Here is a 22,318-nt window from a genome sequence, read left to right as displayed (position 1 = left end):
ATCATAAATTCTAAAATCAGGACGATGCACCTTCCTTCACTTGTGACCGGCAAACGCTACACCCTGCCCCAACCCCTTGGCTCCGCCGACGCCCTGCTCCTGGCAAGCCTCGGGCAACGCGAAAAATCCGCTGGCAAGCTCACCGCCATCGTCACTTCGGATGCCGCCACCGCCCAGCGCCTGATGGACGAGATGGCGTTTTTTGCGCCTGACCTGCGTTGCGCGCTGTTTCCTGACTGGGAAACCCTGCCCTACGACGCTTTTTCGCCGCACCAGGACTTGATCAGTGAACGGCTGGCCACGCTGTGGCGCATCCAGCAGCGCAACAAGGACACCGGTGCTGACGTGGTCATCGTGCCGGCCACCACGGCACTGTACCGCCTGGCACCGCCCAGCTTTCTGGCCGGCTACACGTTTGAATTCAAGGTCAAGCAAAAGCTCGATGAAGCCAAGCTGAAAGGCCAGCTCACGCTGGCCGGCTACAGCCATGTCACGCAGGTCGTCAGCCCCGGTGAATACGCGGTGCGCGGCGGCCTGATTGACTTGTTTCCGATGGGCTCGCTGGTGCCCTACCGGGTGGACCTGTTCGACGACGAAATCGACAGCATCCGCACTTTTGACCCGGACAGCCAGCGCAGCCTGTACCCAGTGCCCGAAGTGCGCCTCCTGCCGGGACGCGAGTTTCCGATGGACAACGATGCGCGTGCCAAATTTCGCAACCGCTGGCGCGAACTGCTGGAGGGCGACCCGACCAAGAGCCGCATTTACAAGGACATGGGCAACGGCGTCGCCACGGCGGGCATCGAGTATTACCTGCCGCTGTTTTTTGAAGAAACCGCCACGGTGTTCGACTACCTCGGCAAGAACGCCACGGTGGTGCTGCACGGCGACCTGGAGCCGGCCTTTCAGCGCTTCTGGCAAGACACCAAGGACCGTTACCGGCTGGTCAAGGACGCGCCGGATCGCCCGGCCCTGCCGCCCGAGTCGCTGTTTTTAAGCGCCGAACAGTTTTATTCGCGCGCCAATGACTACGCCCAGCTGGCGCTGCGCGGCACGGTGGAAGACGTTGCCGACAACGCGCAGTTTCAAAAACTCAGCGAAATGGCCGTCGTGCGCGGTGCCGAAGACCCGCTGGCCGGCTTCAAGCGCCATGCCAAAAACACCGCCCACCGCGTGCTGGTGCTGGCCGAAAGTGACGGCCGGCGCGAAAGCCTGCTCGATTTTTTACGCGCCAGCAATGTCAGCCCGCCCGCCTTCGATTCGCTCGAAGACTTCCAGACGAGTGCCGAAAAAATCGGCATTGCCACGGCCGCGCTGAACACCGGTTTCAGCTGGCTTGAAGAAAGCATTGATTTCGTCACAGAGACCGAGCTGTTCGCCGCAGGCCCCACCACGCGCCGGCGCAACAAGCGGCAAGAGCAGGTCAGTGACGTCGAAGCGCTGATCAAGGACTTGTCCGAACTTCGCATCGGCGACCCGGTGGTGCACAGCGCCCACGGCATTGGCCGTTACCAGGGATTGATCAACCTGGACCTGGGCGAGAAAAATCCGGACGGCTCCCCTGCGGTACAGGAATTTTTGCACCTGGAATATGCCGACAAGGCGACGCTGTACGTGCCCGTCAGCCAGTTGCACCAGATCAGCCGCTACACCGGCGTCAGTGCCGAAGAAGCGCCATTGCACCGCCTGGGCAGCGGCCAGTGGGAAAAAGCCAAGCGCAAGGCCGCCGAGCAAATCCGCGATTCCGCCGCCGAACTGCTCAACATCTATGCCCGCCGCGCCGCGCGCGAAGGCCACGCCTTTCGCTATTCGCCGGGCGACTACGAGGTTTTTGCCAACGACTTCGGCTTTGACGAAACCCCCGACCAGCGCGCCGCGATTCATGCAGTGATTCAGGACATGATCAGCCCGCGACCCATGGACCGGCTGGTTTGCGGCGACGTGGGTTTCGGCAAGACCGAAGTCGCCCTGCGCGCCGCCTTCATTGCAATTACCGGCGGCAAGCAGGTCGCCCTGCTGGCCCCGACCACGTTGCTGGCCGAGCAGCATTACCAGACGCTGGTGGACCGCTTTGCCAAGTGGCCGGTCCGGGTCGCCGAAATGAGCCGTTTCCGTTCGGCCAAGGAAATCACCGCCGCCATCAAGGGCCTGGCCGACGGCACGGTCGATATCGTCGTGGGCACCCACAAGCTGCTGAGCCAGGACGTGAAGTTCAAGCAATTGGGCTTGCTGATCATTGACGAGGAACACCGTTTTGGTGTGCGCCACAAAGAGTCCATGAAAGCCATGCGCGCTGAAATCGACGTGTTGACGCTGACCGCTACGCCAATTCCGCGAACGTTGGGTATGGCGCTTGAAGGTTTGAGGGATTTAAGCGTGATTGCGACCGCCCCGCAACGCCGGCTTGCGATAAAAACCTTTGTGCGTACCGAAGGCAACGGCGTGATCCGCGAGGCCGTGCTGCGCGAGTTGAAACGCGGTGGTCAGGTTTATTTTCTGCACAACGAAGTCGACACGATTCAAAACCGCCGCGAAAAGCTCGAATTGCTGCTGCCTGAAGCGCGCATTGCCGTCGCCCACGGCCAGATGCCCGAGCGCGAACTGGAACGCGTGATGAAGGACTTCGTGGCCCAGCGCTTTAATGTGCTGCTGTGCTCGACCATCATCGAGACCGGCATTGACGTGCCCAGCGCCAACACCATTTTGATGAGCCGCGCCGACAAGTTCGGCCTGGCGCAGCTGCACCAGTTGCGCGGCCGTGTCGGCCGCAGCCACCACCAGGCCTATGCCTATTTGATGGTGCCCGACCTTGAAGGCCTGACCAAGCAGGCCAGCCAGCGCCTTGACGCCATCCAGCAGATGGAAGAGCTCGGCTCAGGCTTTTACCTGGCGATGCACGACCTGGAAATTCGCGGCACCGGCGAAGTGCTGGGTGAAAACCAGAGCGGCAACATGCTGGAAATCGGCTTTCAGCTCTACAACGAGATGCTGAGTGAAGCCGTGGCGTCGCTAAAGGCGGGCCACGAACCGGATTTGCTGTCGCCGCTTGGTGCCACGACCGAGATCAACCTGCATGCGCCGGCGTTGCTGCCGAACGACTTTTGCGGCGACGTGCATTTGCGCCTGTCGTTCTACAAAAAGCTCGCCACGGCGAAAAAGACTGAACAGATCGACGCGCTGCTGGAAGAAATCGTCGACCGCTTCGGCAAGCTGCCAACCCAGGCCCAGACGCTGATCGACGTGCACCGCCTGCGGGTGATTGCCAAGCCCTACGGCGTGGTCAAGGTCGATGCATCGCCCGCCGCCATCACCATCACCTTCAAGAAAGACCCACCCATCGAAGCCATGGCCATCATCCACCTGATCCAGAAAAACAAGCACATCAAGCTGGCCGGCAACGACAAGCTGCGCATCGAGCGCGCCTTGCCCGACGCCAAAGACCGGGCGCAGATGGTGCGCGACGTGCTGCGCAGTCTGGGGCAGCCGCAAAAAGAAGAAGCAATGCTGACACTATGACTGCGGAGGAAAACAATCTGGCGATTGTGCAAGCTGTCGACTCGGCCAGTCTGCCAGCGCAATCGCCAGGTTACGGCGAATTCCTTGTAGAAATCAAGTCACAGATTCGGCAGCGGCAATTTCAGGCTTTACGCGCGGCCAATCGAGAACTTCTGGCGCTGTATTGGTGGCTGGGTGAAAACATCAGCCAGCGCCAAGCCGCACTTGGCTGGGGCAAGGGCGTGGTGGAAAACCTGGCGCGTGACCTGCAGGTTGAGTTTCCGGGACGCAACGGATTTTCAGCGCAAAACCTCTGGTTGATGCGCCAGTTTTTCAACGAATACAGCGACAAGCCAAAACTCCAATCGCTGATTGGAGAAATCAGTTGGGCGAAAAATCTGCTTGTCATGGCGCGTTGCAAGGACGATCTCGAACGTGAGTTTTACCTGCGCGCTACGGCCCGCTTCGGATGGACCACCAACGTGCTGCGGCACCAGATCGACAACCACAGCTACGCCCAATACCTGAACCGACAGACCAACTTTGACGCCGCCGTACCGGACACCCTCAAGGCCCAGGCCCTGCTGGCGGTGAAGGATCACTACACTTTCGACTTTTTAGGGCTGGCTGAAGAACACTCCGAGCGGGAGTTGGAGCAAGCGCTGGTGCGCAACCTGCGCAGCTTTTTGAGTGAAATGGGCGGTGCCTTCACCTTTGTCGGCAACCAGTACCGACTGGAAGTCGATGGCAAGGAATACTTCATCGATCTGCTGCTGTTTCACCGCCGCCTGCGCTGCCTGGTCGCCATTGAGCTGAAAATTGGCGACTTCAAACCCGAGCACAAGGGACAGATTGAGTTTTACCTCGACACGCTGGATCAGCAGCACCGACTGGAAGGCGAAAACCCACCGATTGGCATCGTCATTTGCCGCAGTAAAACCAAAACGATGGTCGAATACGCCCTACGCACCATGACGCGGCCGCTGGGTATTGCCACCTATACCGTCACACCGCAGTTGCCCGCCAGTTACCGCAACGACCTGCCCAGCCCTGAGCAAATTGCTGCGCGCTTGCAAGGCTGGGCCGGGAACGACGACCAATAGATGCTTGCCGCCGGCTTTACAGCCTGAGATTTATATTAAATAAGCCTTTAGCGCACGCCAGCCTTGCGCCACCAGCTATCAAAATCGTAGTAACTAATCCCATGTCCACAACCATCCTGAACGCCCCGACCCCTGACCAGCGCAAGCTGGAGCTACTGCGCGAGCATTTTCCGCACGCCGTGGAAACCGACGCGCAAGGGCGCATCCGAATCAACGCCAGTGCGCTGCAACTTGCCCTTGACCCGACCAATCCGGCGGGGATTCAGGTGGAAGAAGACGGCTACGAGCTGCGCTAGGTTGGCAAGCGCGAGGCGTATCACAGCGCTTTTGAGAAGGTGAAAAAAATACTCAGCCCCCTGCCAGACGACAGCAAGCATTGGGACACCACCGGCAACCTGCTCATCAAGGGCGACAACCTGGACGCGCTGCGGCTGCTGCGCCAGAGCTACTTCGGCAAGGTCAAGCTGATCTACATTGACCCGCCCTACAACACGCAGAGCGACGCCTTCATTTACCGCGACGACTTTTCTGCCAAACAAAGCGAGGTGCTGGCGCAACTGGGCTACACGGCGGACAACATCGACTACATCAAGAACATCTACGGTGCCCGCACGCACAGCGGCTGGCTGTCGTTCATGTACCCGCGCCTGCTGCTGGCCAAGGACTTGTTGCGCGACGACGGCGTGATTTTTATCTCGATTGACGACAACGAGCAGGCGCAGTTGAAGCTGCTGTGCGATGAGGTGTTTGGGCAGGAGAATTTTGTCTGCACTTTGATTTGGAATAAACAGCATTCACAGCAACAAGGTCTTTTCAAAAAATACCATGAGCACGTCTTTTTGTATGGCGAGGACATAGAGGCTCATGAAAATATCTCGGGCGGGGAAGGGTTTATTGACGCAGGAGCAATGAAAAAAGTATCCAAGGCCAATCCAGCAAGTGATTTTTCTTTTCCTGCTGGTGTCAGGTTTGGTGCGCCAGATGGCACTGAGTTCAGCGGCACTTTTGGAGACGCTGAGAAGGTCACGGTCATCAAAGGTCGCTTGCTCGCCATCAACGGAAAAACTGCTGAGGAAGTTACTTTGTCGGCAGGCTGGACGCAGAGAAAACAAATGGAGAGCTTCTTCGCTGGAGAAGAAGTTTTAGATTCCAAAAACCAAAAGGTTGTTGAGTTCTATTTCAGCCCCACGGGGAAAATAAAGTGTTTGAAAGAGCGGTCGAAAGTTACCCCACCGACAATCCTTCCTCCCTACGGATTGGTCAGTGAACAATCCAGTTATCTAATGTCATTATTGGGCGCTAATGTTTTTGACACACCAAAGCCAGTTCAAATGATTCGTGACTTTGCCGATTGGCTTAGTGGAACTGACGATATTTGTCTGGACTTCTTCGCAGGCAGCGGCTCCACCGGCGAAGCCGTGATGCGCCTGAACGCTGAAGACGGCGGCAAGCGCCAGTTCATCCTCGTCCAGATTCCCCAGCCGATTGACCCCAAGGCACAAAAAGAAGCCCACACCTTCGTCACCGAAACCCTGGACAAACCTGACGCCACGATTTTCGAGATCACCGCCGAACGCCTGCGCCGCGCCGGTGCAAAAATCGAGGCCGAGCAAACCGAAAAAGCCAAAGCCCTCGCTTTGCTCCCGGCACAGCTTGAAGGTTTTTCGCCCGACACCGCAGCCAGTTCAGCCCCGGCGGCGCATGTCGATACCGGCTTTCGCGTCTTTGATCTGGTGGACGATCCCGATACGCTCATCCTGCAAAAACCGCTGCAGCAAGCCAGCCAGGCCGATGTGCTGGCCTTGCAAGCGTCCATTGCCACGCCCCAGCCGGCGCAACTGCCGCGCATTTTGTACAACCTGCTGCTGGCCGAGGGCTTGCCGCTGACGACCCCGATCCGCACGGTGATGGATGAACAGTTGTATGTGGCCACCAACGTGGCGTTTGTTGTGCGCGCCTTGCCGCTGGACGTGCTCACCGACACGCTGCGCGCCTTGCAGCAACACGCCGTGCCGCCCGCCTATCTGACGGTGTATGCGCCGTGGATTGCCGACGACAACTTCATGCTGGGCATCAAGACGATGGCCGAGACGCTGGGGTATTCAGAAGACAAACTGCGGCTGCGGGGCTGACAAATAAAATCGCTGCACCAACCAACCTGGACAACCTCTATGAAACCCTCTGAAGCTCTGGCAATCCATCGCAATGCGATTCGCAGCATTGTGCTGCGCCATCGTGCCTGCAATGCGCGTGTCTTTGGATCGGTTCTATACGGTGAAGATACGGATGCCAGCGACCTTGACATCTTGATTGACCCCACACCCGAAACAACGCTCTTTGACATTGGTGCCATTCGCCATGAATTGCTGTTGCTGCTGGGTGTTCAGGTCGATGTGCTGACGCCAAAAGCATTGCCTGAAAAATTTCGAGCATTGGTGATTGCCGAGGCGCAACCTATATGAGCCGCGACAAACAACGGCTTTCAGACTATCTGGGCCACATGCTGCAAGCGATTGAGCGCATCAACCGCTACACCGCCAACATGACGCATGCAGCGTTTCTTGACAACGAGATGGCCCAAGATGCGGTGATTCGCAACTTCGAGATCATGGGCGAAGCCAGCCACAACATTGAGGTGGACTACCCGGAATTCGCAGCCGCTCACCCCACACTGCCATTGTCATTTGCCTATCAAATGCGCAACGCCGTGTCGCACGGTTATTTCAGTGTTGACCTGGACATTGTGTGGAAAACAATTTCAAGCAATCTGCCCGCCTTGTACAAACAAGTACAAGACATCCGGCTGGTGCAGGAGCGCGCCGATGGCACGATGATTGAAGTGAAGCTCGATGACTTGTAGTTAATAGCTTAAAAGCTGCGATTTCACAAAAAAACCTGGGCCGAATGGCAAAAGCTGGACGACTCGGTACGCACCGTTTTCACACTCAAATTGGCTCAATGCCCATGACCGCCCAATTCCAGTACACCACCCTCGCCCACCAGACCCAGGCAGTGCAAAGCATTGCCGACGTTTTCAACGATGTGCGTTTTGCCGCGCCCACGAATGCGCAGAGCAACCCGTTCATGGCTCCTGCGGAAGCAGAGCTGGTCTTGCGTGGCAACATCGCTGCCATCCGCGAGCGCAACCATATCCATGCCGGTGAGGTGCAGGTGGCCGGCACGGCCACGCCCGCGCTGGGGCTGGATGTGCTGATGGAAACCGGCACCGGCAAGACGTTTACCTTCATCGAGACGATTCACCGGCTGCACAAGGACAAAAAGCTTGCCAAGTTCATCGTGCTGGTGCCGTCCAACGCCATCCGTCAGGGCACGCTGAAAAGCCTGCAAACCACGGCGGAATTTTTTGGCAAGCAGTACGGCCAGAAAATCAGCGTGTACAACTACTCGGCGCGCACGGTGCAGGGCTTCATTCACGCCGCCAATGCCGGGATTTCGGTGCTGGTCGCCACCTACCAGTCGTTTGCCGGCGACAGCAAAGTCCTCAACAAGCGGGGCGTGGAAGCCAACCTGTTTGGCCACGCCAAGAGTTTCATGGAAGCGCTGGCGGTGATTCGCCCGGTGCTCATCATTGACGAGCCGCACCGTTTCGAGGGCAAGCAGACGCAGGACTACCTGGCCAGGTTCAATCCGCTGCTGACGATTCGATTTGGCGCGACTTTCAAAGACAAGGCCGCCAGCGACGGCCTGAAATACAACAACCTGATCTACACGCTGGACAGCCTGGACGCCTTTCGCCAGCGGCTGGTGAAAGGCATCACCGTGGACACGGTGGGCACGGGCGCGGACATGGCGCAGGTGCTGTGCTTCGTCTCTAGCAGCGGCACGACCAAGGAGCGCGCCGCGCAAATAAGCTACCAGACGCTGGCGGGCAAGCATGCCAGCGCACAGCTGAAGGCCAAGGACAACTTGGGCGAGAAAACCGGCCTGGGCTTTCTGGACGGCCATGTGGTGGAAGCGGTGACGGCCAAGGAAGTGCGTTTTACCAACGATTTTGCGCTGCCGCTGGGCGAAGCCACGTCCTGCGGCATGCTGGCCGAGCAGATGCAGGCGTTGATCATCGAGCGCAGCATTTCAAACCACTTCGAGCGCGAGGAAGCACTGCATAAACGCGGCATCAAGGCGCTCAGCCTGTTCTTTATCGACTCGGTGGCCAAGTACCTGCCGGACGGCACCAAGCCAGCGGTGATCCGTGTGGCCTTTGAGCGCCATTACCGGGCGCAACTCACGCAGATGCTGGAAAAACCCGATCTGGACCCCGGCTACCGCGCGTATTTGGAACGCAGCGCAGCTGACATTGGCCGGGTTCACAAGGGGTACTTTGCCCGCTCGCACAGCGAAAAAGGCGAAGAAGAAGCCATCAAGCTGATCTTGCAGGAAAAGGAAAAACTGCTGTCGTTTGACACCGACTTGCGGTTTATCTTTTCAATGTGGGCGCTGCAGGAAGGCTGGGACAACCCGAACATTTTCACGTTGTGCAAGCTGGCCCCGAGCAACTCCAAAATCACCAAACTGCAGCAAATTGGCCGTGGCCTGCGGCTGGCCGTGAACCAGCAGTTAGAGCGCGTTCAGTACGACGACCCGGCGTTTGACGAAGTGAACGAGCTGGTGGTGGTGGTGCCCGCCAGCGAAGGGGATTTTGTCGAGGCGATTCAAAACGAGATTGCCGCGCACAGCGTGCAGCGCGTGGCGCGGGTGTTTGACGATGCGGTGCTGGCCGAATTTGGCGTGGCGCCCAGCACCCGCGTGGCCAACCGCGTGCTTGATGCATTGGCCGCGCTGGGGGTGATTTCGCTGGATGACGTGTCGGGTCAGGCAACCTTGCTCTTGGCCCGCACCGCCTATCTGGCACGGCGCGATGAAATTCTGGCGCGCCTGAAAACCATTAACGGCATTGAAGACCAGAACGCGGTCAACATGCAGGCGTATCTGGACACCTATTACGAAGGCTATGGAAAGGTCAAGCGCAAGGAAGACAAGGCAAAACCCACGCTGCGCCTGAACACGGGCAACTACCAGAAGTTCAGGGAACTGTGGGAAAACCTGAACCGCGATGCGGTGCTGCGCTATGAACTGGATGCGGCGCAGTTGACGGACAAAATCGTTACGCGGATTGCGACTGACTTTGAAGTGCGGCCGCTGACTATCAGCGTGACGCGCACCGAGTCAGTGCAAAGCCTGCACCAGGCCAAAAGCACGGAAACGCCTTATCTCATCTTGCCGCAGTCGGTCTATACGCTGTCGGAATTTGTGCGCGAACTGGCCAACCTGACCAAGCTGAGTTACCACACCGTCGCGCATATTTTGAGCCGCATGCCGGCGGACAAGTTTGCGCAGATTCGCCACAACGAGAACCGCGCCTTGAGCGCCCTGCGCGATGTGATGCTGGGTTGCATTTACGAATTGCTGGTCAACAAGGTGACATACGAGCTGCGCGAAGTGCGGGTTAAAACGTCGCTGACCGACAAGAAAGGAAACCTGCTTGAAACGCTGCCGGTGTCGCTGTGCGGGGTGGAAACGCACTCCATAGGCAATGCCGAAATTCAGGCGCGGTCGCTGTACGACGAGGCTTTCATGCCGGTGGACAGCCAGATCGAGCGCGTGACCGTAGACGAATCGAACCAGACGCGGGTGACGGTGTTTGCCAAGCTTCCCAAGATTGACATTCCCACGCCGGCGGGCAAATACAACCCGGATTTTGGCTATGCCATCACGCAGGACGGCACGCCGCAGGCGCTGTACCTGGTCGTGGAAACCAAGGACTACGACGACCGCAGTGAGATTCCGGTCAAGGAGAAATGGAAAATTGACAGCGCCCGGCAGTTTTTCAAGGAACTGCAGGCGTTGCCGGAACTGAAAGACAAAGGCGTGCAAATCCGCTTTGAAACCAAAATCAATGGCGAACGCCTTGCGCAGTTGATTTCAAGCATGAAATAAGTCTTTTGCGCACGCTCCATATGCGCAAGCAGCTATCAAAACCATAGTAACCAGAATTATGAACCCTATCGAACATTCCCAAGGCCTGATCGTGAAGATTGCCACGCCCGATCTCCAGCTCAGCGACTTCAAGCTGATTGCCTTTGACATGGACTCGACGCTCATCAACATCGAATGCATCGACGAGATTGCCGATGCCGTGGGCCGCAAGGCTGAAGTCGCGGCGATTACCGAGGCGGCGATGCGCGGCGAGATCACCGATTTCAAGGACAGCCTTCGCCGGCGCGTGGCGCTGCTCAAGGGCGTGAGCGTGGCCAGCATGGAAGCGGTTTACCGCGAGCGGCTCCAGCTCAACCCGGGTGCGGCGGAACTGGTGCACGCCTGCAAGGCCGCCGGCCTGAAGGTGCTGCTGGTCAGCGGTGGCTTCACCTTTTTTGCCGACCGGGTGCGTGACGAACTGGGCATCGACTACCTGCGCGCCAATGAACTGGAAATCGACCATGGTGTGCTGACCGGCCGTTTGGTGGATCAGCCCTGGGGCGACATCTGCGATGGCGAGGAAAAGCGCCGCACGCTGCTGGACACCTGCGCGCAACTGGGCATCAACCCGCTGCAGGCGATTGCCGTGGGCGACGGCGCCAACGACCTCTTGATGATGGGCGCGGCCGGCCTGTCGGTGGCCTACCATGCCAAGCCCAAGGTGCGCGAGCAGGCGATGGTGGCGATCAACGAAGGCGGGCTGGACCGGCTGCTGGAGCTGCTTCGCTGACGCGTTGAATTGATCAAGCGCTGAACGACCCTTGCTCCCATGAACCTGTTCCAAAAATTCGAAAGCCTGCTGCATTCCTACCCGGAAGCAGAACCGGCGCTGCCGCCCAAGGGCTTTATTGCCTTTATCTGGGCCTGCAGCCGGGGCGCACGCGGCTTCATCTTGGGGATGTCGCTGCTGTCCGGCCTGCTGGCGGCCTTCGAGGCCTTGCTGTTCGCCATGCTGGGGCGCATCGTGGACTGGCTGGGCCGCACGCCACCGGCCCGTTTGTGGATTGAACAGGGCACGACGCTGAAAGTACTGGCCGGTCTGGTGATTGGCAGCATTGCGGTGGTGGCCCTGCAAACCGTCATCAAGCACCAGACGCTGGCGATCAACCTGCCAATGCGTTTGCGCTGGAATTTCCACCGCCTGATGCTGGGCCAGAGCATGGCGTTCTACCAGGATGAATTTGCCGGCCGCCTGACCACCAAGGTCATGCAGACCGCCCTGGCGGTGCGCGACACGCTGTTTGTGCTGGCCGATGTGCTGGTGGCGATGGTGATTTACGTCGCCACCATGACGGTGCTGGCGGGCGCCTTTGACCTCAAGCTGGTGCTGCCCTTTTTGGTCTGGCTGCTGCTGTATATCGGCTCGCTCTTTTTCTTTGTGCCCCGGCTGGGCCATGTCGGCAAGCAGCAGGCCGATGCGCGCTCGCTGATGACCGGCCGCATCACCGACGCCTACACCAACATCACCACCGTCAAGCTGTTTTCCCACACCCACCGCGAAGCGGCCTTTGCCCGCTCGGCGATGCAGGAGTTCATGGACACCGGCCACAGCCAGATGCGGCTCGTCAGTGCGTTTGAGGTCGTCAACCATGCGCTGAGCATGGGCCTGATTCTCGGCATGGCCGGCACATCGCTGTGGTTGTGGCAGACAGGCGAGGTCGGCGTCGGAGCGGTCGCGGCGGCCACCGCCATGGCGCTCCGGCTGCAGGGCATGTCGCACTGGATCATGTGGGAAATGACCAGCCTGTTTGAAAGCGTGGGCACGGTGCAGGACGGCATCAACACGCTGTCAAGGCCGCGCGTGATCGAGGACGCCGCCCACGCCAGCGCGCTCAAGGTGCCGCACGGTGAAGTGCGCTTTGAAGACGTGAGCTTCAGCTACGGCCAGGGGACACGGGTGATTGAAAAGCTCAACCTGACGGTGAAGCCGGGCGAAAAAATCGGCTTGATTGGCCGTTCCGGGGCGGGCAAATCCACACTGGTCAACCTGTTGCTGCGCTTTCATGATGTCGAGGCCGGGCGGATTCTGATCGACGGCCAGAACATTGCCAACGTGACGCAAGACAGCCTGCGCAGCCACATTGGCATGGTCACGCAAGACACGTCGCTGCTGCACCGCTCGGTGCGCGACAACATCACCTACAGCCGGCCCGGTGCGACCGAGGACGCGATGCGGCTGGCGGCGCAGCAGGCCGAAGCCGACGGTTTCATTGCCGGCTTGACGGACTTGCAGGGGCGTACGGGCTTTGATGCGCATGTTGGCGAGCGCGGCGTGAAGCTTTCGGGCGGCCAGCGCCAGCGCGTGGCCATTGCCCGGGTGATGCTGAAAGACGCGCCCATCCTGCTGCTCGACGAAGCCACCAGCGCACTCGACTCGGAAGTGGAAATTGCCATCCAGACCAGCCTGAACACCCTGATGAAAGGCAAGACCGTGATTGCGATTGCCCACCGCCTGTCCACCATTGCGGCGATGGACCGGCTGATCGTGCTGGACCAGGGCCGCATCGTGGAAGAAGGCAATCACCGTGAACTGCTCGCCCTGAGCGGTGTGTACGCGCGGCTGTGGGCGCACCAGAGCGGCGGTTTTCTACCCGACGAGACCGACGAGGAATAGTCGCAGGCTGTCAATGCCCGCCATGCAGCTTGGCATGAATGCGCCGGATGTTGCGCCAGACAAACCACAGCACCAGCGGAATCAAGGCGCCGGCCAGCATTTCCGGATTCACCGGCGCGCCCGCCGCCTTGGCGGCCTTGCCGGCGTAAAGCAGCAGGCTGATCACGTAATACGAGATGGCGGCAATCGACAGGCCTTCCACCGTCGATTGCAGCCGCAGTTGCAGCTCCTGCCCGCGCGTGAGCTTTTCCAGCAGGATCTGGTTTTGCGTTTCGGTGGCAATGTCCACCCGCGTGCGCAGCAAGGCGCTGGTGCGCGTGATGCGCTCCGACAGCGACGTCAGGCGCTGCGCGGTGGCGGCCACCGTGGCAATGGCGGGCGAGAGCCGGCGCTGCATGAATTCGCTCAGCGTCTGGGTGCCGGAAATCGGCTTTTCGCGCAGTTCGGTCAGGCGCTGGCCGACCAGCGTGTTGTAGGCCCGGGTGGCTGAAAAGCGGTAGATATGCTCGGCCGTGGCGCGCTCGACCCGCGCGGCCAGCGACACCAGTGTGTCAAGCAGTTCCTGGTCGGACGCCGACTTGCCTTCCAGCCGGGCCGTGATGTCGGCCAACGCGCTTTCGGCTTCGGACAGCATGGGCGCGAGTTGTTTGACCACCGGCAGGCCGCGCAAGGCCATCAGCCGGTAAATCTCGACTTCCAGCAGGCGCTGTGAAATGCGGCCGGCGCGGCTTTGGCTGGTGCCGGGCGCGGCTATCACCAGCATGCGCTCGAAGCCGTCGGCGCCGATCTGGAAGTCGGTCACGGCCCAGGAATGCCCGTGGCCGAGCTGGGAAGCAATCACCGAGCGGCCACCGAACCAGGCCTGCGCCTGCGTCATGAGCGCAGGGGCATCGCCCAGGACGCCTTCCACCATCACCAGCAGGATGGCCGACACGGTGCGCCCCGGAATGCCGCGCAGCCATTCGGGCGCGACGGCCAGGCCGCTGAGCAGTTCGGGCTCCGACGCCCCAAGCAGTGCGCCGTCGGGCAGTGCCTGCACGATGGAATAGCGGGTGAATTCGGTATGCCGCTCCCATTTCACGGTGAAGTGGCCGCACGGCAGGCGCAGGAAATTGCCGCTCAGGCGCTCCAGCGGCAGCAGCGCCTGGCCGCTCAGCCGGCGCAGATGCGCGCACTCATCTTCGCGCGTGACACCGGCATTGAGCACGGCCACCTGGACGATCAGCGCCGGCAGCCGCACCCGGGCGGGCGGGCGGGCATGCACCTCGTTGTGCAACGCGCTGCGTTGCGGGTCGTCAGGCGGCAGGTAGCTGGCCGGTGTCAACAGCAACGGCGAAATGGAAGGCGGGCTGGAGGTCATGAATAAATACTACTTTTTTTTAACCGCTGGATTCGGCCTGCGCACATCCGGGCATGCGCAGGAAAACCTGTCCGGAACCAACTGGTGGGGTGCGCGTGACGCATGTGGTCCTGCTGGCCGGCGCACCGGTTTGCCGCCGCTGCACCTGCCCTGGCAAGGTGATGCTTACCGGAACCAGCCCGGTCGCGTGGCGCTGGCCGTTGCAGACTTCGTGGCTGATGGCAAGGTTGTCGGCATGGCTGTTGCCGCCGTCGCACAGGGCCTGGATGTGCTCCAGCGTGGCGGCCTCTGGCGAAACATGCTGACCGCAAACCCAGCACGGGACGACGCCATGCAGCTGGCGCGCCACGGCTCTGTACATCTTGATGCGGAGGTGTCTCAAACTGCTCATACGGGGATTCTCCTGCAAAAAATGCGCTTTCCGGACCCGTAGTGCCGACTGCGGTCTTGCAATTGGCCTTTGGGTTGCCTGATGCTGCGGGCATGCCGACAATAGCCCCTTTCAAAATATCAAAGGATTGCCATGAAAGGCGACGCACAAGTCATTTATTTCCTGCAGGCCCAGCTCAAGAATGAACTGACCGCCATCAACCAGTATTTCCTGCATTACCGCATGTACAAGCACTGGGGCCTGGACAAGCTGGCCAAGAAGGAATACGAAGAATCCATCGGTGAGATGAAACATGCCGACCGGCTGATGGACCGGCTGTTCATGCTCGACGCCCTGCCCAACCTGCAGGATCTGGGCAAGCTGATGATTGGCGAGGATGTGCTGGAAGTCCTGAACTGCGACCTGAAGCTGGAGTCGGCCGCGCAGGTCACGGTCAAGGACGGCATGGCGCATTGCGAAATCGTTCGCGACTATGTGTCGCGCGATTTGCTGCAGGACATCCTGAACGACACCGAAGAACACATCGATTTTCTGGAAACCCAGATCGAGCTGGCCGGCAAGGTTGGCATCCAGAACTACCTGCAGAGCCAGATGGGCGAGCTGCGCTGAAGGCGTAGCGCCAACTGCCGTTTCATTCAGGGCGGCTGCACTGACAACAAAGGGGCTTCGTGGCCCCTTTGTTGTTTCAAGTCATCAAAACCGGACAAATGATGCGTTTCAACTCCAAAATCAATTAAGAATCATTCTCATCTGATGTAAAATCTGTACTCAACCCACAAGCCAGCCAACTCGCTTCCCAGAGGGACAGGTTCGAGCACAGCCAAGCCATTTTCATGAAACCCGGTCCGCCGCTGATCCAGCCGGACCCTGCTTGGAGTCCTTCTTTTGGCACACCCTTCTGCACGTCCTGTGCGCACCAGGCGCATCGCAACGTCGCGCCCTGAAGGCATCACGAACCACTCATCCACCGCCCAGGCCAAATCGTCGTCCGAGCGGGCGCTGCTGCCGCTGGGTGCGCTGATGCTGGCCGCTTCCGTTTCAGGCTGGGCGCAAAGCCTGACGCCCGACACCCCTGCCCCTGCCACGGCAACGACAGGCGCAGCCCAGGTCGAAGGCAAATCCCTGGCGCCTGTCACCGTGACCGGAACCCGCGACCGTGCGGCGCAAACCTACCAGAGCGGCATCACCAGCGTCGGCAAAATGCCGGTGCCGGCCAAGGACATTGCGCAGTCGCTGACGGTGGTCAACGAAAAGCTGATTCACGACCAGGGCAAGGACAGCTTCAAGAGCGCACTCGAAAACGTTGTCGGCATCACCTTTGAAGCTGGCGAAGGCGGGCGGGTCGGCGACAACATCCGGCTGCGCGGCTTCAGTGCGGCGGGCGACATCTACCTCGATGGCATGCGCGACATTGCCCAGTACAACCGCGACGTGTTCAATGTCGAACGCATCGAGGTGCTGCGCGGCGCGGCATCGATGCTGTTCGGACGCGGCTCGACCGGCGGCATCATCAACCAGGTCAGCAAGCAGCCGCGCCTGATCACCGAGCACGAGGTCAACGCAACCATCGGCAGCCACAACTACCAGCGCTTGCAGGGCGACTTCAACTTCAAGCTTGAGGGCGATGCGGCCCTGCGCATCAATGCCATGGCGACTGACGGCGATGGACGCGGCGACAATGCCGGCGCAGCGACCCATCGCCGGGGCCTGGCGCTGGACTACCGGTTCGGCATCGGCGCGGCCAACGAATTTGAGATCAGCTACTACCACCTGCATTACAACGACAAGCCTGACTGGGGTTTCCAGTGGCTGGAAGGCAAGCCGGCGCCCTCGCCTACCAACCAATACTGGTACGGCCTGGACAGCGACTTCCAGAACGACAAGGCCGACGCACTGACGCTGGCCCACACACACCGCTGGGCTGACGGCAGCAGCCTGAAAACCACCCTGCGCGACGGCTACTACACGCGTGCCATGTGGGCGACGCAATCGAGCTTTGCCCTGGGCACGACCAGCCTGAACTTGAATCCGGCCACCGTTGTCAACCGCCGAACCAATGCCAAGTCGGGCGAAGAACACCACACCTTCCTGCAAACCGACTACCTGACCACAACGAACTGGTTCGGCCGCAAGAACCAGTTGCTGGTCGGGGCCGAATATGCGCTTGAAAAATCCAGCCGCTCGACCTATCCCCTGCTGGCTTCCGCAAAACCACCCACGACGGTCGGCAACCCAGGCAGCGCCGGCATCGCCGGTAACCTGACCAAGCGGCTGGCCACGGAATTCCAGGCCACCACGCTGGGCCTGTATGTGCAGGACACGGTCGAGATTGCCCCCGACTGGAAGCTGGTCGGCGGCCTGCGACTGGACCACTTCAAGGGCGACTACGAGCGCACCGGCAACGCCGCGCCCAACAACACGCCGCTGTCGCGCTCCGACACGCTGCTGAGCAAGCGGCTGGGCCTGATGTACCAGCCCACCGAGGAGGTCAGCTATTACGCGGCCTACGGCACCTCGTTCAACACCTCGGGCGACCTGTACCAGTTTGACCCCAGGTCGGCCAACACGCCGCCCGAGCGCAGCCGCAACATGGAAATCGGCGCCAAATGGGAACTCCATGGCGGCGACCTGTCGCTGCGAACCGCCCTGGCGCGCACCGAAAAGTACAACGAGCGCAACACCGACATTGACACGGCCAACAATTCCTACCTGCTGTCGGGCAAGCGCCATACCGATGTGCTGGAGTTTGAAATCGCCGGCCGCCTCACGCCGCAGTGGGATGTGTTCGCGGGCATCGGCTTCTTGCGCGCCGTCATCGACCAGTCCGGCTCGAACGCCGCCGGCCAGCTCGAAGTCGGCAAAAACCCCGGCCTGAGCCCCAGCCGCCAGGCCAACCTGTTCACCACCTACCGCAGGGGCGACAAATGGCGCGTGGGCGGCGGCTTCACGGCGGTCAGCCAGAACAAGCCGGCCAACAGCGTGATCAGCCTGAACCGGGCACCGGGCTATGTCAAGGCCGACGCCTTGGTCGAATACCGCGTCAACGAGGGCACCAGCTTGAAACTCAACCTCGACAACCTGTTTGACAAGGTCTACTACAACACGCTGTACCGGGGCTTTGCCGCGCCGGGCGACGAACGCAGTGTTCGGCTGACCCTGACCAGCCGTTTCTAACAACGCACCACCTGCCATCAGGCGCACTTGAACCCTCGGACATTTCGGCTTGACGCCGCAATGTCCGATTCCATTTGGAATTACCCATGCTGCTTCGCATTCCCCAGGTCCTTGCGCCCGAAGAACTCGCACAAGTCCGCCAGCTGATCCTGGGCGCGGACTGGGCCGACGGCCGGATCACCGCCGGCAGCCAGTCCGGCGGCGTCAAGAAAAACCTGCAATTGCCCGAGGAACTGCCTGCCGCCCTGCAGGCGCGTCATCTGGTCTGGGTGGCGCTGGCCCGCAACCCGATGTTCGTGACGGGCGCCCTGCCCCGGTCGGTCTATCCACCGCTTTTCAACCGCTACTGCGGTGGCGCCGACACCCACCATTTCGGCAACCACATCGACAACGCGGTGCGCACCCATGCGGCCACGGCCCGCCATGTGCGCACCGACATTTCCTGCACGCTGTTCCTGAGCGATCCGGCCAGCTACGACGGCGGAGAACTCGTGGTTCAGGACACCTACGGCGAGCAGCGCATCAAGTTCGAGGCGGGCGACCTGGTCATGTACCCCGGCACGTCGGTGCACCGGGTCGAGCCGGTCACGCGCGGCGAGCGGCTGGCCTGCTTTTTCTGGATCGAAAGCATGGTTCGCGCCGATGCCCAACGGCGGCTGCTGTATGACATGGACATGGCGATCACCTCGCTGCGCCACCAAGACCTGGCGCAGTCCGCACCAACAAGCGCCGAAAGCAGCGAGGTCATCAAGCTGACCGGCTGCTACCACAATCTGCTCCGCATGTGGGCCGACGTTTGACAGGCAGGCTGATGATCAGCACCCGTTTTTTGTCTGAAGCAAGCACATGCACTTTCGATGATTGCTATCAAATACAGAGCACAAACCTATCGACCAGCATGCGCAGCAGCCATTTCTTCGTCAAAAATAGCTTTCCTGATCAGGAAGCCATTGCAAATGCGACCCATTCTCATTTATAATCGACAGGCTTGATTAAACTCCTCAACCCCAAGGGTCTCTATGATCATCTGTGTCTGCCGCCGAATCTCTGACCGAGAAATTGCCCGCCATGCGCATGCCGGCATGGGCTTTGACGACATCCAGCTCGAGCTTGGCGTGGCCACGCAGTGCGGCCGTTGCGAAGGCAGCGCTCGCGACCTGGTGTCACAGTGCAGCGCCACCTGCCCGAGTGCCAACATTTCGCTGGCCGCAGACCTTGCGCTGGGCCCGTCATGGAACACTCAGGCAGCGTGATCGCCGCCCTTCCTGTCAGCCTGATTCTGGTGATCGGCTCTGCGTGGTGGGTCTTTCGCCGCTGAAAGCTGCCAAATACCTGTTGCGCACGGGTGTTCTGCTGCTCTGCTCTGCTCCGCTCCCTTTTTGAATATTCTTTCTTTCATGAACGCCACCTTTTCAGGTCTTCCCTACGATCCGCCCAAGCCGCCATCGTGCTTGAGCCGGCATGCGGTGATTGCCCTGGTTGTGGTGGCGTTGCATGTCGGCCTGATCTGGACACTGCAAACCGGCCTGCTGTTGCGCATGGCCGAATTGATCGTACCTGTCGAGGTGCTGGCCGAGTTGATCGAGTTGCCCCAGCCACAGCCGGAGCCCGCGTCACCAGCTCCACCGGCCCCGCCTACCCTGCCAAAGCGACCCGTAACGCCTGCGCCTGCGGTGCAGAAAAAAACCGTGCCCAAACCGGTCATCCGGCCGCAGGCGCAACCGCTGGTCACAGCCGACCCGACGCCCGCGCCCAATGCCCCTGCGGGCAGCCTGACCCCGGCGCCCGCGTTCACGCCGGCCCCGGTGGCCGAAGCGCCCGCAGGGCCTGCAGCACCGGGCGGTCCACCGGCATCGCCGTCCATCCAGCTGCCGTCAAGCAATGCCGATTACCTGCAAAACCCCAAGCCCGCTTATCCTGCGCTCAGCAAGCGCCTTGGCGAGCAGGGCAAGGTCGTGATCCGGGTGCTGATTGGCGCCGACGGCACGCCGCAAAAGGCCGAGCTTCGCCAGTCCAGCGGCTATGAGCGCCTGGACCAGGCCGCGCTGAACACCGTCCTTAAATGGCGCTACGTTCCCGGCAAGCGCGGCGGTGTGGCCGAGGACATGTGGTTTAACGTCCCGATCAATTTTGTACTTGAATAACTTTTTACCTTCCCTGGAGTTGCACGCAAATGGAAACCCAATTCGGCCTTGCCCATGTCTGGTCACAAGGCGACATCGTCACCAAAAGCGTCGCGGTGCTGTTGCTGCTCATGTCGCTGATGTCGTGGATGGTCATCATCACGAAGGCTCTGGACCTGCGTCGGCTGTCAAGTCTTGCCAAGGCAACCGAAAGCTTCTGGCACAGCGCCGACTTTGCCGATGGCCTGGCCAAATTCGGGACTGATCCCGCCAATCCGTTCCGCCTGCTGGCCGTCGCGGGCAGAGAGGCCACGGCCCACGTGCTGCACAAGGACGACAATGCCAAGCCCCAGTTGCACGATGCCTTGGACCTGAGCGAATGGGTCACGCGCAGCCTGCGCAATTCAATGGACGACATCAGCGCCAAGATGCAGTCCGGCCTGGCCGTGCTGGCCTCGGTTGGCTCGACCGCGCCTTTCGTCGGCCTGTTCGGCACGGTCTGGGGCATCTACCATGCGCTGCTGGCAATTGGACTGAATGGCCAGGCCAGCATCGACAAGGTGGCCGGCCCGGTGGGCGAATCCCTGATCATGACGGCGCTGGGCCTGGCCGTCGCCATTCCGGCGGTGCTGGGTTACAACGCCCTGGTGCGCGGCAACAAGTCGGTCAGCGGCAAGCTCAACCGCTTTGCCCATGACCTGCATGCCTATTTCGTGACCGGCGCCCGGGTCAGCGGACCGGCGTCCGTCAACGTCGTGGCAATGCGAAAAGGAAGCTGAACATGGCCTTCGGAACCCAGGACGACACCGACGAGGTGATGAACGAGATCAATATGACGCCGCTGGTCGATGTCATGCTGGTACTGCTGATCATCTTCATCATCACCGTGCCGGTGATGAAGCACTCGGTCAACATCGACCTGCCGCGTGCCAACAGCGAGCAGCAACTCATCAAGCCGGAAACGGTCCGGCTGAGCGTCGATGCCGATGGCAGCTATTACATCAACGACGCCAAGGTCGCCGACGACGCGCTGGCGCCCCGGCTACAGGCTGCGGCAGCGCAGAATCCGCAGCCCGACCTGCACATCCGCGGCGACAAGGCCGTCCGCTACGAGCGCGTGGCGCAGGCCATGGCGACGGCGCAACAGGCTGGCCTGCGCAAGATCGGCTTTATCACCGAACCGAAGAAATGAAACTCAGGAGCTTGCATGCACCAAACACCACCCCAACCGGCCAGTGCAGACGAGCACGCGACTGCCATAACACCAGTCAGGTCGACAATCCCTCAGGCCGTCAGCACGCATTCGGGCTGCGTGGACAGCATCGAGTTGCTGCGGGGGCAAAAAACGGTCGAGATCAGCCACAACGGCTCAACCTATCGCCTGCAGGCGACGCGACTGGGCAAGCTGATCCTGACCAAATAGGCAAGGCTTTCCCTGACCTCGATTTCATCTTAGTTAACCGTTTCATCGTGGGACGATCCGGGCTTCCTGCCCCAAGGTCGTTTTTGCCAGCCACGGGCCTTGAACAGGTCGAATAGCCAGGCTTTTTTTACCTTAAAGAAACGACGCCTTCATCACAGATGCCTAAAAGCCGACGATCATTGCGTCGGCTTTTTCCACGTCAGGCTGTAGCCTGATTGAAAGAGATACGCGTTTTACAGACCGATGGCGGCAATGCCGGCGCGGGCAACCTGCGCATCCTCGGTCGACTTCACGCCGCTGACGCCCACGGCGCCCAGGCAGTGGCCATCCTTGACGATGGGCACGCCGCCTTCAAGCAGGCCGGCCACATAAGGCGCCGACAGGAAGGACGTGCGGCCGCCATTGATCATGTCTTCATAGACCTTGGTCTCGCGCCGGCCCATGGCGGCGGTGTTGGCCTTGGCCGGGGCAATGTGCGCCGACAGCGGCGCCGCGCCATCCAGACGTTGCAGGTGCAGCAAATGGCCGCCATCATCGACGATGGCGATGGTCACGGCCCAGTTGTTCTTCAGCGCTTCGGCCTCGGCGGCGGCGGCGATGGCCTTGATGTCGGCATGTTCGAGCAGGGGTTTGGATTTCAT

General features: G+C 60.5%; 20 protein-coding genes. 17 read left to right on the top strand and 3 right to left on the bottom strand.

The features are described from left to right. Positions 1 to 24: 24 nt before the first annotated feature. From mfd to IWX85_RS01270, 9 genes are all read left to right on the top strand, one after another. Positions 25 to 3,516, top strand: coding sequence for a transcription-repair coupling factor (gene mfd, locus IWX85_RS01310; RefSeq protein WP_196868474.1), 3,492 nt, complete (start codon positions 25 to 27; stop codon positions 3,514 to 3,516). Continuing rightward, the gene (locus IWX85_RS01305) at positions 3,513 to 4,598 is read left to right on the top strand and encodes a YhcG family protein (RefSeq protein WP_196868473.1); all 1,086 of its coding nucleotides are present in this window, start codon (positions 3,513 to 3,515) and stop codon (positions 4,596 to 4,598) included. Before mfd ends, IWX85_RS01305 begins: the two co-directional genes overlap by 4 nt. 101 nt (positions 4,599 to 4,699) lie before the next feature. Further along, entirely contained in the window at positions 4,700 to 4,894 is a 195-nt protein-coding gene (locus IWX85_RS01300) for a hypothetical protein (RefSeq protein WP_196868472.1), read from the top strand. A 39-nt stretch (positions 4,895 to 4,933) separates the two neighbouring features. Beyond that, positions 4,934 to 6,730, top strand: a complete 1,797-nt coding sequence (locus IWX85_RS01295; RefSeq protein ID WP_196868471.1) for a site-specific DNA-methyltransferase — start codon at positions 4,934 to 4,936, stop codon at positions 6,728 to 6,730. Between the two features lie 39 nt (positions 6,731 to 6,769). Then, positions 6,770 to 7,060, top strand: a complete 291-nt coding sequence (locus IWX85_RS01290) for a nucleotidyltransferase family protein (protein WP_036810747.1) — start codon at positions 6,770 to 6,772, stop codon at positions 7,058 to 7,060. Then, positions 7,057 to 7,458, top strand: a complete 402-nt coding sequence (locus tag IWX85_RS01285) for a DUF86 domain-containing protein (protein WP_196868470.1) — start codon at positions 7,057 to 7,059, stop codon at positions 7,456 to 7,458. Before IWX85_RS01290 ends, IWX85_RS01285 begins: the two co-directional genes overlap by 4 nt. A 104-nt stretch (positions 7,459 to 7,562) precedes the next feature. After that, the gene (locus IWX85_RS01280) at positions 7,563 to 10,553 is read left to right on the top strand and encodes a DEAD/DEAH box helicase family protein (protein ID WP_196868469.1); all 2,991 of its coding nucleotides are present in this window, start codon (positions 7,563 to 7,565) and stop codon (positions 10,551 to 10,553) included. A 58-nt stretch (positions 10,554 to 10,611) separates the two neighbouring features. Then, positions 10,612 to 11,322, top strand: a complete 711-nt coding sequence (gene serB / locus IWX85_RS01275) for a phosphoserine phosphatase SerB (protein WP_196868468.1) — start codon at positions 10,612 to 10,614, stop codon at positions 11,320 to 11,322. Between the two features lie 39 nt (positions 11,323 to 11,361). Further along, a complete protein-coding gene (locus tag IWX85_RS01270; protein WP_036810738.1) occupies positions 11,362 to 13,206 on the top strand; it encodes an ABC transporter ATP-binding protein in 1,845 nt (614 codons plus the stop codon). Between the two features lie 10 nt (positions 13,207 to 13,216). Here the strand turns inward: IWX85_RS01270 and IWX85_RS01265 are convergent, their stop codons facing one another. Both IWX85_RS01265 and IWX85_RS01260 read right to left on the bottom strand, forming a co-directional pair. Further along, the gene (locus IWX85_RS01265; RefSeq protein WP_196868467.1) at positions 13,217 to 14,566 is read right to left on the bottom strand and encodes a DUF3422 family protein; all 1,350 of its coding nucleotides are present in this window, start codon (positions 14,564 to 14,566) and stop codon (positions 13,217 to 13,219) included. A 19-nt stretch (positions 14,567 to 14,585) separates the two neighbouring features. Then, entirely contained in the window at positions 14,586 to 14,957 is a 372-nt protein-coding gene (locus IWX85_RS01260) for an HNH endonuclease signature motif containing protein (RefSeq protein WP_196868466.1), read from the bottom strand. Between the two features lie 132 nt (positions 14,958 to 15,089). Here IWX85_RS01260 and bfr point away from each other — a divergent pair, with 132 nt between their 5' ends. The 8 genes from bfr (at position 15,090) to hemP (ending at position 21,677) form a co-directional block, all read left to right on the top strand. Then, positions 15,090 to 15,566, top strand: coding sequence for a bacterioferritin (bfr, locus tag IWX85_RS01255; RefSeq protein ID WP_196868465.1), 477 nt, complete (start codon positions 15,090 to 15,092; stop codon positions 15,564 to 15,566). A 276-nt stretch (positions 15,567 to 15,842) separates the two neighbouring features. Then, positions 15,843 to 18,131, top strand: a complete 2,289-nt coding sequence (locus IWX85_RS01250) for a TonB-dependent siderophore receptor (RefSeq protein WP_196868464.1) — start codon at positions 15,843 to 15,845, stop codon at positions 18,129 to 18,131. Between the two features lie 86 nt (positions 18,132 to 18,217). Beyond that, a complete protein-coding gene (locus IWX85_RS01245; protein ID WP_196868463.1) occupies positions 18,218 to 18,931 on the top strand; it encodes a Fe2+-dependent dioxygenase in 714 nt (237 codons plus the stop codon). A 219-nt stretch (positions 18,932 to 19,150) separates the two neighbouring features. Further along, positions 19,151 to 19,384 carry a bacterioferritin-associated ferredoxin gene (locus tag IWX85_RS01240; RefSeq protein WP_036810726.1) on the top strand — a complete coding sequence of 78 codons (234 nt, stop codon included), beginning with the start codon at positions 19,151 to 19,153 and terminating at the stop codon, positions 19,382 to 19,384. A gap of 144 nt (positions 19,385 to 19,528) precedes the next feature. Continuing rightward, complete coding sequence (locus IWX85_RS01235; protein WP_196868462.1) at positions 19,529 to 20,275, top strand: energy transducer TonB; 747 nt, start codon at positions 19,529 to 19,531, stop codon at positions 20,273 to 20,275. Between the two features lie 29 nt (positions 20,276 to 20,304). After that, positions 20,305 to 21,033: a MotA/TolQ/ExbB proton channel family protein gene (locus IWX85_RS01230; protein WP_196868461.1), complete on the top strand. Its 729-nt coding sequence runs from the start codon at positions 20,305 to 20,307 to the stop codon at positions 21,031 to 21,033. A gap of 2 nt (positions 21,034 to 21,035) precedes the next feature. Further along, positions 21,036 to 21,446 (top strand): biopolymer transporter ExbD, encoded by a 411-nt coding sequence (locus tag IWX85_RS01225; RefSeq protein WP_196868460.1) that lies wholly within the window; start codon positions 21,036 to 21,038, stop codon positions 21,444 to 21,446. A 15-nt stretch (positions 21,447 to 21,461) separates the two neighbouring features. Continuing rightward, complete coding sequence (gene hemP, locus IWX85_RS01220; RefSeq protein WP_196868459.1) at positions 21,462 to 21,677, top strand: hemin uptake protein HemP; 216 nt, start codon at positions 21,462 to 21,464, stop codon at positions 21,675 to 21,677. Between the two features lie 233 nt (positions 21,678 to 21,910). Here hemP and IWX85_RS01215 read toward each other — a convergent pair whose 3' ends face one another. Further along, positions 21,911 to 22,318 carry a heme-binding protein gene (locus IWX85_RS01215; RefSeq protein WP_196868458.1) on the bottom strand — a complete coding sequence of 136 codons (408 nt, stop codon included), beginning with the start codon at positions 22,316 to 22,318 and terminating at the stop codon, positions 21,911 to 21,913.

Source organism: Polaromonas sp. CG_9.11, assembly GCF_015752225.1.
Classification (GTDB): domain Bacteria; phylum Pseudomonadota; class Gammaproteobacteria; order Burkholderiales; family Burkholderiaceae_C; genus Polaromonas.
The sequence above is the reverse complement of the archived record's forward strand: the minus strand, read 5'-3'. Positions and strand labels throughout refer to the sequence as shown.

Excerpts from the sequence above, each read along its gene's own strand:
- mfd (WP_196868474.1), top strand. The coding sequence starts at position 25 with ATGCACCTTCCTTCACTTGTGACCGGCAAACGCTACACCCTGCCCCAA.
- IWX85_RS01305 (WP_196868473.1), top strand. The coding sequence starts at position 3,513 with ATGACTGCGGAGGAAAACAATCTGGCGATTGTGCAAGCTGTCGACTCG.
- IWX85_RS01300 (WP_196868472.1), top strand. The coding sequence starts at position 4,700 with ATGTCCACAACCATCCTGAACGCCCCGACCCCTGACCAGCGCAAGCTG.
- IWX85_RS01290 (WP_036810747.1), top strand. The coding sequence starts at position 6,770 with ATGAAACCCTCTGAAGCTCTGGCAATCCATCGCAATGCGATTCGCAGC.
- IWX85_RS01285 (WP_196868470.1), top strand. The coding sequence starts at position 7,057 with ATGAGCCGCGACAAACAACGGCTTTCAGACTATCTGGGCCACATGCTG.
- IWX85_RS01280 (WP_196868469.1), top strand. The coding sequence starts at position 7,563 with ATGACCGCCCAATTCCAGTACACCACCCTCGCCCACCAGACCCAGGCA.
- serB (WP_196868468.1), top strand. The coding sequence starts at position 10,612 with ATGAACCCTATCGAACATTCCCAAGGCCTGATCGTGAAGATTGCCACG.
- IWX85_RS01270 (WP_036810738.1), top strand. The coding sequence starts at position 11,362 with ATGAACCTGTTCCAAAAATTCGAAAGCCTGCTGCATTCCTACCCGGAA.
- IWX85_RS01265 (WP_196868467.1), bottom strand. The coding sequence starts at position 14,566 with ATGACCTCCAGCCCGCCTTCCATTTCGCCGTTGCTGTTGACACCGGCC.
- IWX85_RS01260 (WP_196868466.1), bottom strand. The coding sequence starts at position 14,957 with ATGAGCAGTTTGAGACACCTCCGCATCAAGATGTACAGAGCCGTGGCG.
- bfr (WP_196868465.1), top strand. The coding sequence starts at position 15,090 with ATGAAAGGCGACGCACAAGTCATTTATTTCCTGCAGGCCCAGCTCAAG.
- IWX85_RS01245 (WP_196868463.1), top strand. The coding sequence starts at position 18,218 with ATGCTGCTTCGCATTCCCCAGGTCCTTGCGCCCGAAGAACTCGCACAA.
- IWX85_RS01240 (WP_036810726.1), top strand. The coding sequence starts at position 19,151 with ATGATCATCTGTGTCTGCCGCCGAATCTCTGACCGAGAAATTGCCCGC.
- IWX85_RS01235 (WP_196868462.1), top strand. The coding sequence starts at position 19,529 with ATGAACGCCACCTTTTCAGGTCTTCCCTACGATCCGCCCAAGCCGCCA.
- IWX85_RS01230 (WP_196868461.1), top strand. The coding sequence starts at position 20,305 with ATGGAAACCCAATTCGGCCTTGCCCATGTCTGGTCACAAGGCGACATC.
- IWX85_RS01225 (WP_196868460.1), top strand. The coding sequence starts at position 21,036 with ATGGCCTTCGGAACCCAGGACGACACCGACGAGGTGATGAACGAGATC.
- hemP (WP_196868459.1), top strand. The coding sequence starts at position 21,462 with ATGCACCAAACACCACCCCAACCGGCCAGTGCAGACGAGCACGCGACT.
- IWX85_RS01215 (WP_196868458.1), bottom strand. The coding sequence starts at position 22,318 with ATGAAATCCAAACCCCTGCTCGAACATGCCGACATCAAGGCCATCGCC.